Origin of the sequence: Hymenobacter sp. (assembly GCF_036388155.1) — a bacterium.
Taxonomy (GTDB): Bacteria; Bacteroidota; Bacteroidia; order Cytophagales; family Hymenobacteraceae; genus Hymenobacter.
Map to the genome: position 1 here is coordinate 25,444 of NZ_DASVSI010000140.1, position 13,519 is coordinate 38,962.

Below are 13,519 nucleotides of genomic sequence, written 5' to 3' on the forward strand. Positions count from 1 at the left end.
TTCTAGGCAAGTAGTGAAGCGTGGTGCTTGTACTGTTGCAGATGGTTGTAAGAAACCTGCACGTGGTACTCAGAAACCAGGCGACGCTTGCGTGCTGACCATTCTTGTAGTCGGGTGTATAACTGCTGGGGAGACTGCTGTGAGTCCTCCGTTTGAAGGAAGTCTACGGATGCCAGTACTTCCAATGATAAAGCGGATTGAAATCCGTCAATCAGTTTCAACAGATTGTTGAGCCGGAGCTGCTGTTCAGGGTTGAGGTTACGGGCAATGTACATGACAACCTCTTCCAAGCAGTCGTAATTCAACGTCAACGCCTCAAAAGCCTTCGCTTCGTTTTGCTCCAATCCTTGCAGATACTTTCCATTAAGGTGATACAGCACGTGCTGAACGGCCGGAGAATAGGGGCCGTAATGGTGGGCGTGGAACTTGAGCTTGAGTGGTTCGCCTAACCGTTGCAGGAAATAGGCCAGTTTGTTGGCCGCAAATACGCTGGCTTCTTCCCCCAAGCTCTCGTAGGCAAACAGGCTATACAACAGCATTGCCCGAGCAGGAGTCAGGTGGGACGTGACGGGCGCTTGCTGAAGCACGGCCCGCACGGCCTCGCTCGGTTCGTACACCATGACGGCAGTGCCATCTAAAGAACCCAGATGCTGCTCAATAAGCGGTTTTACCCTGCACCATTCCAGCCCACCATGCCCGCAGCCCAGCGGTGGTAGCGCCACGCTGCTAAGTTGACGTTCCGTGATTAAAGTGGCTAACGCTTGCAGGCCGGTTTCTATATAGGCATAAGTAGACTTGCGCCGCCAATCTGTTTTCGTGGGGAAATTGATGATGAGTTGCGGACCGTGAGCGGTGAGTTCCTCCACCGCAAGCAAATGGCCAGGCACTAGCTCACCGGCCTTGCAGGTGCGCAGGTACACGGCGTAGTTGTGCTTGAACCGCTCCCGAAACTGAAGCGCGATGCCTTTGCCCATCACCCCTACCGTGTTGACGGTGTTCACCAACGCCTGGGCTGGGGCGTCGAGCAGGTTGCCGGTATGGTAGGTTATCATTCGTGAAAGTAAAAATTGTCGGGGTTCACCTCCAACGCTGCGGAATGGCCAGCGGCTTTCAGTAACCCGGAAACGAAAGTACGTTGCGCCTCATCAAACACGATTATGCGGCTAATGCATTCCGGCGCCACGTATTCTTTTACCAAGCATTCGGCTTGCTTGCGTCGCTGGCGGTCATTGTCTTCCTCATCCGTCCAATAGCGTAGCCTGATTGTAGGCCAATCCAACTGGTCTATATCGGCGGGGTCCTGAAAAAAGCGTGAGGTACGCGCCGTCGCGTGCCCATCTGTGAAAACAACGGGCCGAGGGTGCGCTTGCACATCAACCAGCCGACAGCACAGGTAGACGATGTCGCGTTGCGGCCGTTGGGTGATGCCCCGCCAGCCCGTTTTGATGTTCAACAGCATCGGCGAGAGCGGCCAAAAGTAGAAAGGCACGTAATCACCGAGGGCCCCTGCATTGGGTAGCGGGATGGGCGCATCGTGCCGGATGGAGGTCAGCGCGCCATCACCGATGAAAATATAGTTGGGGTCTTGATGCGGGTGGTTACGAGTAAATAAGCCGTGTCGCAACGCATAGGCGACGTTGTCAACGTGCAGAATACGAAACAACCAAATTTCGGAGGGCGGCTTGGCCATATAGGCAATAGAATGCATGAATGCAGTACCCCAAAAGTAACACGCGGCGGCCCCGGCCTCAGTAGCTGCTACGTGGCGTTTCTACTTAGGGCCTGAGCCGGCTCACGCTAAAACATTTGCTGGCGTCGACCGTCTGCTACTGCGCCACTGCGGAGCCCTAGCGCTGCTGTGAGCTTCACGGGTCATCTTTCCTCCAATGTCAACCAACACCACATCCACCTATTCCCCCACTTTCGCCCTTGGTGGCGACCTTACCGTGAACCGTCTCGGCTATGGGGCTATGCGCATCACTGGCCAAGGCATCTGGGGCCCGCCAGCCGACCACAATGAATCCATCCGGGTGCTGCAGCGCGCCGTGGAACTCGGCGTAAACTTTATCGACACGGCAGACAGCTACGGCCCCAATGTGTCGGAAGAGCTGATTGCCGAAGCTTTGCATCCCTACAAAAACGACTTGGTGATAGGCACCAAGGGCGGCCTGCTGCGCACCGGCCCCAACGAGTGGCCCATCGACGCGAGCCCCAAGCACCTCGAAGCCGCGTTGCACGGCAGTCTGCAGCGCCTCAAACTCGACCGCATTGACCTGTACCAGTTGCACCGCATCGACCCCAACGTGCCGTTCGAGCAAACCCTGGAGTTTTTGCAAAAAGCGCGGGAAGAAGGGTTAATTAAGCACATTGGCCTTTCAGAAGTCACCGTTGAGCAGATTAAAAAGGCCCAGGAATACGTGCCCGTGGTGTCGGTGCAGAACATGTACAGCGTCGACAACCGCAAGTGGGAAGCGGAATTGACTTACACCCGCGAGCAGGGCATGGCCTTCATCCCGTGGTACCCGCTGGCCGGCGGCAATCAGGACGCTTTGACCGCCCTGAACCAAATGGCCCAACGGCATCAGGCCACGCCTCAGCAGATTGCCCTGAGTTGGCTGCTTCATCACTCGCCCAACATTCTGCTCATCCCCGGCACTTCCAAGGTGAAGCACCTGGAAGAGAACATGAAAACCGCGAACCTCCGCCTTACACCCGAAGACTTGGCCACGCTCGACAGCATCAGCCCCGGTTAATTCGCGGGCACGTCTGAATGTGTGATTATAATTTGAGAGGCCCTGCAACACTAGTTGCAGGGCCTCTTTCTTTTTCATAGAACAGTGTGCAGCTCGCCACAAGGCAGGACAAGGAGAAGTATGCAGAACTCAATCACTAATAAATTACGAGTGATATTTTATGTATTTAAATATAAATTTAGTAATAAATAATTCGATGCACTTGGCTTATAATAAAATTTTATTTACTGGAATAATATAAATGATTGACCTTTTGTTGCGGTTTAAAACAAATAATTGCGCCAATATGTTCTAAAACACATCAATGGCATTAGCTTTGAAATGTATTGAAGAAGATTGTACTAATTTAATAACAATTAACTGCACACTACCATGAAAACAGCATTTACTTTATGGGGTTCTCTGGCCTTGTCATTGCTGCTGGCACCGCTCACCGGATACAGCCAGACCTGCTCCAACCAGATAACGGTTAGCTACTACGACAATGGCGTGTTGAAATCGACCACGGTCAACAACGGGCAAAGCGGCTCGGGAGCAGCCGTGTGCCCGACCGCGGGCGCCCAGTACACCTTCAGCGCTGTGTCGACTTCCAATGCCGTGCTAAGCTGGGAGCGGGTGATTAGCCGCGCTGCCAGGAGCGAAAACGACGTAGTGGCCCCAGTGACCAGCGCCACGGCGCCGGCCGGTGCGGTGCTCGAGGCAACGGTTTCGTTCACCACGACCACGGAGTTTCGCATCCGCTCCAACGCAGACGTTTACCCGAGCTCATCCTGCAACAAAGACGGGTTTCTGTACATGACCTTCCGACCGGCGCTGACGCTGGCTTCGTCGGGCACCAGTGCCTCGGCGGGGGTGTGCTCGGGCGCAGGCGTTACGCTCACGGCCGCCGGCGCGACCGGTGATTACACGTGGAGGGCCAACGGCGCAATCATCCCGAACCAAACCAGCGGCACGCTCACGGTGACCCCCACCGTGACCACGACCTACCTGGTTTCGGCCACTACCGACTGCGGCACCAGCTCGCAGCAAGTAACCATACCGGTGAAAGACGTCACGGTTACTCCCAGTGCTCCATTTATTTGCGCCAACCAGCCCACCATGATTAGCGCCACCTACAACGGGACCAGCGCCACGTACCAGTGGTTTGTGAAAGGCCAGCCCGGCGCGATTTCGTTGGGTAGCAGCGCGACGGTGACCCCGGCGGTCACCACCACGTACCAAGTGGTGGCCACCACTTCAGATTGCAGCACCATCACGAAAGAGGTGGTCGTGACGGTGGGCCCGGCGGGCTTGCGCGTGGCGCCCACGGCCGCCACCATCTGCGCGGGCGGGAGCATCGACCTGCAAGGCACTTCTGACAACCCGGCCGCCACGTATGCTTGGTCGCCGAGCACCGGCCTCAGCGCCACCACCGGCGCCACCGTCACGGCCAGCCCGTCGGCTACCACCACGTACACGGTTACGGCCACCACGCCCTGCGGAGACGTCACCGCCAGTCAAGTGGAAGTAGTGGTAGTGCCCGCACCGACTTACTCGGTTACGCCCAGTGCCCCCGCAATATGCGCCGGCGATGCCGTGGCCTTGACGGCTAGCTCTGGCATCACAAACACTGCCTACCGCTGGTACCGGACCAGCGACCTCGGTACGCTGCTCTCGACGGCTGCCACCCTGACGGTTGCGCCCTCCACCACCACCACGTACCGGGTGTTGACCACCTCCCCCTGTGGCGCGACCAACACCCAAGACGTGACCGTGACCGTAGGCTCCCGGCCGGTGGTTGCCGTGAGCCCAACCGCCGCCACAATAGCGGTTGGCGGTTCGACTACGCTGACCGCAAGCGGAGCTTCTACTTACAGCTGGACCGCCACCACCGGCGGCGTGACCACCAACTTGGCGGCAACAACTGCCTCGATTACGGTGTCCCCCGCATACACGACCACCTACGCGGCCACCGGAAGCGTTGGCAGCTGCAGCAACACGGCCCAAGCTACAGTGGCCGTGTCGCGCCCCTTGCCCGTCGAATTGGTTGACTTCTTGGCCATTTGGAGCGGCAATGGCGCCCAACTATCGTGGGCCACGGCTTCTGAAAAGAACAACGCCTATTTCGTGGTGGAGCGCAGCTTCGACGGCAAAACCTTTACGGAAATTGGCAAGCGTGAAGGCACGGGCACCACTTCTGCCCGGTCGACTTACCAGTTCAACGATGCCGGCTTGTCGCGTTCGGCCGCTGCCACGGCGTACTACCGCTTGCGTCAGGTAGACACCAACGGTGAATACCGCCACTCGCCGGTGCGGACGGTGTCGATAGGTGCGGCTTCAGCGGCACTCAAAGCCACGGTGTTCCCCAACCCCTACGGCGATGGCGTCAACGCCACGGTGCGCTTGCATGCGGCCGGAACGGACGCCATCACGCTCACCGTGCGCAACGTACTGGGCCAAACCATGCATACTGAAACCATCACCCGCACGGCCGGTGTGCACGATGTCGAACTGCCGCGTGCCAACGCTTGGCCGGCGGGGGTGTACTACCTAACCGTTGGCCAAGGTGGCCAGCAACAGGTGCTGTCCCTCAGCCACCGCTAGTCGGAGCCAATGCTAACCGCTAACCTCTACAAAAGCCGGCACCTTCACGGGTGCCGGCTTTTGTAATTACCAAGATTGCCGACGGAGGAATCAACTGCTCATAGTAAGCCACTCTGACGATGGTTGACTGCCGACTCCTGAGCCTCTTTCCGCAACCGATTGCGGTTGCCTGCTTACGTTTACTAACAAGTTGGGTGGTAGCTGAAGAATTATTCCGTAAATTTCAAGAAAAAAACAATCGATAAATTGATGATTCAAACAATTTCCACTAACATTGCTTAAATTATAGTGACTTAAGGCAAGAAGCTTTTCCAGGTCCAAGTATGTCAGCTGCGTTCAAAAAAATCATCCTAGAGCTTGAAATCGCCTATTTGACGGCTTTAAAAGCTCGGAAATATCAGTTGCTTCCACCCTTCCCACTTGCTTCTGAACGTGTGATGCGCCGGCTTTTTTCTGGCCTCATTGCACAATCGATTGTGTTTGCTCTTACCAATTCCCACTACGTTCATTTATGAAAAAGTCAGTACCCAAGTTGCATGGGCTTGCAGTGCCAGCCTTGCTGGGTGGCATGCTGCTGCTGCCGGCAGTCAGCCAAGCCACCGTTGAGTCAAACGCCAGCGCCGTGTCCGTGGCGTGGCAAGCCGCCGACACCCCCATTTCCGGGCGCATCACCGACGCCAGCGGCGCGGGCATTCCCGGGGTGACCGTGTTGGTGAAAGGCACCACCAACGGCACCCAAACCGACGCCGACGGGCGCTACACCATCTCGGCCCCAACGGGAGCTACGTTGGTGTTCTCCTTCGTGGGCTACGCCACGCAGGAAGTAGCGGTGGGCGGCCGCACCTCCGTGGATGCGCAACTGGCGGTAGATGCCCAGGGTCTGTCGGAAGTGGTGGTGGTGGGCTACCTCACCCAGGACCGCCAGAACGTGACCAGTGCGGTGAGCAGCGTGGACACAAGAGAAGCCGCCAAAACGCCGGTGCCGACGTTGTCGCAGGCCATTCAGGGCCGGGTGGCGGGGGTGCAGGTAATTGGGTCGGGCGCGCCGGGCGCCGTGCCCAGCATTGCCATTCGGGGCGTGGGTAGCCTCAACGGAGGCAGCCAGCCGCTGTACGTTATTGATGGGTTGTGGACGGACAATATTCGGGATTTGAGCCCCACAGACATTGAGTCGGCCACGGTGCTGAAAGACGCCTCTTCTACGGCCGTGTACGGCTCGCGCGGGGCCAACGGCGTGGTGCTCATCACCACCAAGCGCGGCCAGGCGGGCGAGCCAAAAATCAGCTTCAATGGCTATACCGGCGTGGAAAGCATTTATAAGCGCTACGAGCTCACCAACCACAGCGAGTGGGCCGACCGCGCTACTGCCGCGTGGGTGAATGCAGGCCTAAACCCGAGCGACCCGCTAAACATGCCCGGCGCGGTGAAAGGCACGCCGGCTTACCGCAATAATATCGACACGGATTGGCAAAAAGAGTTTTTTCAAAACGGCCGGGTGCAGGACTACAACCTGACGTTCTCGGGCGGCAGCAACACTGGCAAAAGCGCTACGAACTTTCTAATATCGGGCGGCTACTTCAACCAAGAAGGCATTGTGAAAGGCCCAAAATTTGAGCGCTACAGCGCGCGCCTGAATTCGGGCCTGACGCGGGGCAAGCTCAAGGTGAGCCAAAGTGCCCTGCTGACGCACATCAACACGACTTTGCTCAACGAGGTGCCGTTCATTGACGTGCTGACCATGCTGCCCGGCATTGCGGTGTACGACCCGGCCAACGTGGGCGGCTTCGGGTATGGGAGCAACGGCTACCTGTTTACGTACTCCACGAACCCGATTGGGGCCCAGCGCATTCGGTCGCAAACGCAGAAAAATAACCGCCTCCAAGGGAGCATCAACGGAGATTTCGCCTTTACCAACTTCCTCTCGTACCGCCTAAACCTCGGCTTGGAAGTGCATGATTTCAACGACCAGGACTTTCGCAAAAACGGATTCATTCGCTTAGGCGAGGCCTCTAACCCGAACAATACCTACCTGTTTGAAAACCGGGGCACGTCCATGACGACCATCGTGGAAAATACTTTGAATTTTAACAAGCGTTTTGGCGACCATGGCGTGAACGCCGTGCTGGGCTATTCGGAGCAAACAGCAAACGTCAACAACGCCACAGCGCGCGCCACGCTCTTTTTGGAGCAACCGCAATATTTTCCGGTGCTGAACGCCAGCACGGCATCCACGGGCGCAGTGGGCGGCACCAAGGACGAATACAACAAACGGTCGTATTTCTCGCAGCTGAACTACGACTTCAAAAACCGGTACCTGATTACGGGCAGCTTCCGCCGCGACGGCTCGTCCCGTTTCGACCCCACTCGCGTCTACGGTAACTTCGGCGCTGGTTCGGTGGGCTGGCGCATCAGTGAAGAAAACTTCTTCAAAGATGCACTTCCTCAAGTGAGCAACCTGAAGGTGAGGGCCAGCTATGGCGTGAATGGCAACGATAACTTAATTGCCCCCGGCCAGATTACCTCATACCTCTACCAGGGCATCGTGAACCAGAACGTGACCTACCCGCTAGGTACGGGCACCCCCCAGACGTTCGTCAACGGTGCCATTCAAACGCAGTTGGAGAGCCGCGATATCCGCTGGGAATCGCGCTACACCACCAACGTGGGCCTGGACATGGGCTTGCTCGACAACCGAGTGACTCTTTCGGCCGATTATTATATCTCAACGACCAAAGACGCCCTGGTGAACCCGCCCCTCCCCGCCTACCTGGGCGTAGCGGGCTCAATTAATCCTTATACCAACTTGGGCGAAATTCAGAACCGAGGCTTTGAATTTGCCTTGGGGTACCACGAAAACCGCAAAGCTTTTACTTACGGAGCCGACCTAGCCCTGACCACGCTGAAAAACGAAGTGCTCAAACTCTCCGAGTTGCAGCCCAACGTGGTGGGGCCATTCGGCGTGACCCGTACCACGGTGGGCCAGCCCATTGGCCGGCTGTATCTGGTGGAAATGCTGGGCATTTTCCAGAGCCAAGCGGAAGTTGACAACTACAAAAGCGCCGATGGCCAGGTTATCCAACCCTTGGCCAAACCCGGCGACGTGAAGTACAAAGACTTCAACGGCGACGGCCAAATCAGCGCCGATACGGACCGCGAGTTTGTGGGCAACCCGTTCCCCACGCTGCAGTTCGGTCTCAACCTGACGGCGGCCTTCAAAGGCGTTGACGCAAGCATCTTCTTTCAGGGCGTGACCGGCAACGACATCTACAACAACACCCGCGCCGTGCTCGACCAATTGAACGGCGTGAACAACTACCGCAGCGACATTTCGCCCTGGACCCCGGAAAACCCCTCTACCACCACGCCCCGCATGTTGCAGGGCGGCGGCGGCGGTGCCGTGAATAACAACAACCCCATCACCACCCGCTGGGTGGAAGACGGCAGTTACCTGCGCCTGCGCAACGTGCAGGTGGGCTACACCTTCCCCAAAACCTTGGCGAACAAGGTGCCCGGCCTAGGCAGTGTGCGGGTGTACGTGACTGGTCGCAACGTGTTCACGCTCACCAAGTACCTCGGATTCGACCCGGAAACCACCGGCCAGGGCGTGTACGGCCCCGGCATCGACAACTCGAGCTACCCGAACGTGCGCGCCTTCACGGGCGGCCTGCAGGTGAATTTCTAATGCGTCGCGGCTTTCGGACTGTTCCCACCTCCTCATTTTACTTCGATGAAATTTTCTAGATTTTTAAAAGTGGCCTTCGCCGGCGGTTTATTGGCCACCACCAGCAGTTGCGACAAGGACCTGCTGAAGACAGTGAACCCCAACGCACCCAGCACCGCGCAGTTTTGGCAAACCGAGAGCGACGCCATACGGGCTTCGACGGCTTTGTACTCGCCGCTGCAGTACTTCTCAACCTACAGCCTGGGCTGGCACTTTGCCACCGAAGGGCGCTCCGACGAAAGCTGGACCCGCACCCCCGCCCTGGACCTTAATCAGTTCCTGACTTTCCGCCAGGCCAATACCACCGACCGCTCGGCGGTGATATGGAATGACTTTTACCGTGCCGTTTTCCGTTGCAACCAAGTGCTGGACAGAGTGCCCGCCATTCAAATGAATGAGGAGGTGAAAAAACGGGTGTTGGGACAGGCGTACTTCGTGCGGGCCCTGTGCTATTACGACCTCGGCCTGCTGTTTGGCAACGTGCCGCTGGTGACCACCCTGGCCGACGCCAGCACCCGCGTAACCCAGGGCACCGTGGCACAGGTACAAGAACAGGTAATCGCCGATTTGCTGGCCGCCAAGCCCAACTTGCCTCTGGCCAGCGAGTGGGGCACCGGCGACAAGGGCCGCGCCACGCGCGGAGCGGCCACTGCCCTGCTGGGCAAGGTATACATGCAGCGGAAGGAATGGGCCTTGGCCTCGGCGCAATTTGCTGAGGTAATTGCCTCCGGGCAGTATTCGCTGGTGAACAACTACCGGGACAATTTTACCGAAGCCAACGAAAACAATAGCGAGTCAATTTTTGAGGTTCAGTTCGACGGTACCAGCAAGGTGCCCGCTGTCGGCGTCGACATTATCGGCGGCTCGGAAGGGCAGGAGCGCTCGCAGTTCTGGGGCCCTCCTGGCTTCGGCTTCACCGACGTGGAAGTGCGTCCGTGGGTGTTTCGGGAGTTCACCGACCGCACGGCCGGCGGGGCCGTTGACCCCCGCCGCGACGTGACCATGTTTAGTGCTGTGGGCACCCCGTTGGTGTACAACCGTCCCTACACCGACCCTAACCGATTCCTCTGGCGCAAGTACCAGAACGACGTGCTGCGCGGCACGCCCGCCACGTATTTCGAAGACTTCCACTCCGGCATCAACATCCGGCTCATTCGCTACGCTGACGTGCTGCTGATGCAGGCCGAGGCCTTGAACGAGCAGGGGCAGACGGCCGCCGCTCTGCCGCTCATCAACCAGGTGCGGGCCCGGCCCAGCGTGAACGTGGTGCCGCTAACCGGCGCGTTCACCCAGGAAACCATGCGCCTGCAATTACGCCACGAGCGCGTGACCGAACTGGCTGGCGAAGGCATGCGCTGGAGCGACATCAACCGCTACGGCTTGCTCGATAGCCAGGTCGAAGTAAACCAGCTGGCTCGCGCCGACCGCGACCCGGACTTTGCCAATTTCGTGGTGGGCAAAAACCGCTATTTGCCCATTCCGCAAACCGAACTCGACATCGACCGCAACCTCAAGCAGAATCCCGGTTTCTAACGCATTTATCGCGCGCTCCTTGAGTCTGCTTGCTGATGAACCAAAAAACACGCTTTCTGTGCCACGTAGTCGTCTTTGGGGCGGGGCTGCTGGCCACTGCGGCTTGCAGCAAAAGCAAGACCGCGCCCTTCGTGCCCGTCGTGGTGCCGTCGACCAACACGGCCACTACGTTTCAGAACCCGCTGCTGTCGTCCGGCCCCGACCCGTGGGTATATCAAAAGGATGGATTTTACTACTATCTGCACACGCTGAACAACCGACTGGCCATCTGGAAAACCGCTAAAATGTCGGACCTGTCTACGGCTGCCAGCCGAGTGGTATGGACCCCGCCGGCCACAGGGCCTGCCTCAGGCAACTTGTGGGCCCCGGAACTGCATTTCTTCGACGGCAAGTGGTACATCTATTATTCGGCGGGCCCCGAGGGCCCTGGGCTGGGTCTGCAGCGCACCTGGGTGCTGGAGAATTCGGCGTCGGACCCCACCGCCGGCACCTGGACGGATAAAGGCCGCCTCTACACGCCCACGGCCGATTATTGGCAGATTGACGGGACTGCTTTTGAGCAAAATGGCAACCGCTACTTTGTCTTTTCGGGGCACAACGGCGCGGATGCTGTGCAGCGCCTGTTCATTTCGCGCATGAGCAACCCCTGGACGCTCACGGGCCCGCGCATAGAGCTTTCGCGCCCCGAGTTTGCCTGGGAAAACGTCACCTTTGCCAATGGTCCGCTGGTGAACGAGGGGCCTGAAATCATCAAGCATGGCGCCAAAACCAACTTGGTGTATTCGGCCAGCTATTGCGCCACCGACCAGTACGCGCTGGGGCTCCTCACTTGCTCAACCATGGCCGACCCCATGCTGCCGGCTTCCTGGACCAAATCGCCTCAGCCGCTGTTTACCCAAAACCCGGCCGGCCGCGCCTATGCCACGGGGCACAATTCCTTCTTCAAATCAAAAGACGGGCAAGAAGACTGGCTGATTTACCACGCCAACTCCAACGCCGGCGAAGGCTGTGTTGACAAGCGCAACCCGCGCATGCAGAAATTCACTTGGAAGACCGACGACACGCCGAATTTCGGGGCTCCGCTTCCCATCAACACGGCCATCATTAAGCCATCCGGCGAATAATGTACCGCGAGCGCTGCGCTTCACTAACTTGAATTTGTTGACTATGAATCTTATTGTGCCTCTTGTGCTTCCGCAAACTGCCGCCGCGGTGCCAACCTCGGCCTCGTCGGCCCGCCGGGTTTTGGGCTTATTTTGGCTACTGATGTTTATTGCTTGGCCGGGGTTTCGGGCTCACGCGCTGCGTGGCAACGTGGGCGCCCATGACCCTTCCACCATCGTGAAAGACGGCAACAAATACTGGGTTTTCACTACCGGGCCGGGCATTCCCAGCAAGTACTCAACCGACTTGCTGCACTGGACGGCCGCGTCCCGTTCGGTGTTCACCGTGGCCACACGCCCTGGCTGGATTGCCGGCAAAGTGCCGGGCTTTGTGAACGAGTATTGGGCCCCAGAGTGCGTCTTCATGAATGGCAAATTCTACCTCTATTATTCCTGCTCCACGTTTGGCTCGAAAGTGTCGGGCATTGGCTTGGCCACCAACGTCACGCTCGACCCGGCCAGCCCCAACTACAATTGGGTGGACGAGGGCGAGGTGATTTCCTCAAATGCAAGCAGCTCGTCCAACGCCATCGACCCGGCCGTGTACCGCGACGCCAGCAACAACGTGTGGTTCATCTACGGGTCGTTTTTCGGAGGCATTCGCCTTTTCCAACTCGATGCCACCACCGGAAAGCCCCTAAGCGGCGCCCCGCAATACGTAGTGGCCAACGGCAACGTGGAAGCGGCCTATGTGAAGCAACGCGGGAGCTTCTACTACTTGTTCATTAACCGGGGTAACTGCTGCCAGGGCGCCAACAGCACCTATTACATGCAGGTGGGCCGCTCTACTTCGCCCTCGGGTCCGTTTTTGGACAAAAATGGGGCGAACCTTAATAACAACGGCGGCTCGTCCTTGCTCAGCACAGCAGGGCGCTACATTGGGCCCGGCCACGCCGGCATATTTGAAGAAAACGGCGTGAATTATTTTTCTCATCACTACTATGACGGCGACGACGGCGGGGCCCCCAAGCTGGACATTTCCCGCCTAACATGGGACGCCGACGAATGGCCAGTGGTGAGCCGCAACTGGGTGGCCCCGGGGCGGTATACTGTTGCCAACACTGGTAGTAGTTTGCGGTGGGAGGCCCAGGGATGCGCGGCAGCGACGAACCTGCGCATCGTGCAAAATGCGGGCAGTGGCCTCGCTTGCCAGCTGTGGGACGTGACAACACTCGGCGACAATGTTTACCAACTGGTGAACGTGTTGACAGGCCAATCGGCGGGCACCGAAAACTGCGCTACTACTTCCGGCTCGGCTCTACAAATGGAGCCCACGTCCGGGTCCATTTGTCAAGAGTTTCGGTTAGAGCGTGCCATTGACGGGAGCTTTATCGTGAGTTTCTTCGGCCGCCCGGTGGAGGCAGCCGCCGCGTCGACGGCGGCCGGCGCGCAACTCCAGCTTGGCTCTTACAGTGCCGGCAGCGCCTCGCAACGCTGGTTGCTGGCCCAGGCCTCCCCGTTGGCCGTGGCCTCTAGCCCGAAGCTTACCGGCGTGAGCATGTACCCCGTGCCGGCCGAGCGTGGCGCATTCACCATTGAATTGGGTGCCGCGAAAAGCGCCGAAGCCACCACGGTGCAAGTGTTCAACTCGTTGGGACAGTTAGTGCGACGCCAAGTGTACGAACCCCAGCAGACCAAGCTCGCGGTGGCCGCTGGCTTGGCGCCAGGCATCTACCAGGTGCGGGTGCAGCGGGGCAACGCCGCCGTTACCCAAAAACAGACCGTGCAGTAGGGTGCAGAATGGTTTACCTTTCGGCTGCATCTAG

The 13,519-nt window shown here is 58.4% G+C and carries 8 protein-coding genes; 6 read left to right on the forward strand and 2 right to left on the reverse strand.

The window, feature by feature from the left end; all coding sequences use genetic code 11:
- Positions 1-2: 2 nt before the first annotated feature.
- Positions 3-1,052 (reverse strand): type II toxin-antitoxin system antitoxin DNA ADP-ribosyl glycohydrolase DarG, encoded by a 1,050-nt coding sequence (gene darG, locus VF629_RS19740; RefSeq protein ID WP_331060227.1) that lies wholly within the window; start codon positions 1,050-1,052, stop codon positions 3-5.
- The gene (darT, locus tag VF629_RS19745; RefSeq protein ID WP_331060228.1) at positions 1,049-1,708 is read right to left on the reverse strand and encodes a type II toxin-antitoxin system toxin DNA ADP-ribosyl transferase DarT; all 660 of its coding nucleotides are present in this window, start codon (positions 1,706-1,708) and stop codon (positions 1,049-1,051) included. The genes darG and darT overlap by 4 nt, the downstream gene beginning before the upstream one ends.
- A gap of 178 nt (positions 1,709-1,886) precedes the next feature.
- Between darT and VF629_RS19750 the strand changes: the two genes are divergently transcribed.
- The 6 genes from VF629_RS19750 (at position 1,887) to VF629_RS19775 (ending at position 13,485) form a co-directional block, all read left to right on the forward strand.
- Positions 1,887-2,753, forward strand: a complete 867-nt coding sequence (locus VF629_RS19750; protein WP_331060229.1) for an aldo/keto reductase — start codon at positions 1,887-1,889, stop codon at positions 2,751-2,753.
- Between the two features lie 372 nt (positions 2,754-3,125).
- Entirely contained in the window at positions 3,126-5,336 is a 2,211-nt protein-coding gene (locus tag VF629_RS19755; RefSeq protein WP_331060230.1) for a T9SS type A sorting domain-containing protein, read from the forward strand.
- Between the two features lie 511 nt (positions 5,337-5,847).
- Complete coding sequence (locus VF629_RS19760; protein ID WP_331060231.1) at positions 5,848-9,018, forward strand: TonB-dependent receptor; 3,171 nt, start codon at positions 5,848-5,850, stop codon at positions 9,016-9,018.
- A 45-nt stretch (positions 9,019-9,063) separates the two neighbouring features.
- A complete protein-coding gene (locus VF629_RS19765; RefSeq protein ID WP_331060232.1) occupies positions 9,064-10,590 on the forward strand; it encodes a RagB/SusD family nutrient uptake outer membrane protein in 1,527 nt (508 codons plus the stop codon).
- A 35-nt stretch (positions 10,591-10,625) separates the two neighbouring features.
- Positions 10,626-11,714, forward strand: a complete 1,089-nt coding sequence (locus VF629_RS19770) for a glycoside hydrolase family 43 protein (RefSeq protein ID WP_331060233.1) — start codon at positions 10,626-10,628, stop codon at positions 11,712-11,714.
- A 64-nt stretch (positions 11,715-11,778) separates the two neighbouring features.
- On the forward strand, positions 11,779-13,485 hold the full coding sequence (locus tag VF629_RS19775) for a family 43 glycosylhydrolase (protein ID WP_331060234.1): 1,707 nt from the start codon (positions 11,779-11,781) through the stop codon (positions 13,483-13,485).
- The last annotated feature ends 34 nt before the right edge of the window (positions 13,486-13,519 follow it).

Excerpts from the sequence above, each read along its gene's own strand:
- darG (WP_331060227.1), bottom strand. The coding sequence starts at position 1,052 with ATGATAACCTACCATACCGGCAACCTGCTCGACGCCCCAGCCCAGGCG.
- darT (WP_331060228.1), bottom strand. The coding sequence starts at position 1,708 with ATGCATTCTATTGCCTATATGGCCAAGCCGCCCTCCGAAATTTGGTTG.
- VF629_RS19750 (WP_331060229.1), top strand. The coding sequence starts at position 1,887 with ATGTCAACCAACACCACATCCACCTATTCCCCCACTTTCGCCCTTGGT.
- VF629_RS19755 (WP_331060230.1), top strand. The coding sequence starts at position 3,126 with ATGAAAACAGCATTTACTTTATGGGGTTCTCTGGCCTTGTCATTGCTG.
- VF629_RS19760 (WP_331060231.1), top strand. The coding sequence starts at position 5,848 with ATGAAAAAGTCAGTACCCAAGTTGCATGGGCTTGCAGTGCCAGCCTTG.
- VF629_RS19765 (WP_331060232.1), top strand. The coding sequence starts at position 9,064 with ATGAAATTTTCTAGATTTTTAAAAGTGGCCTTCGCCGGCGGTTTATTG.
- VF629_RS19770 (WP_331060233.1), top strand. The coding sequence starts at position 10,626 with ATGAACCAAAAAACACGCTTTCTGTGCCACGTAGTCGTCTTTGGGGCG.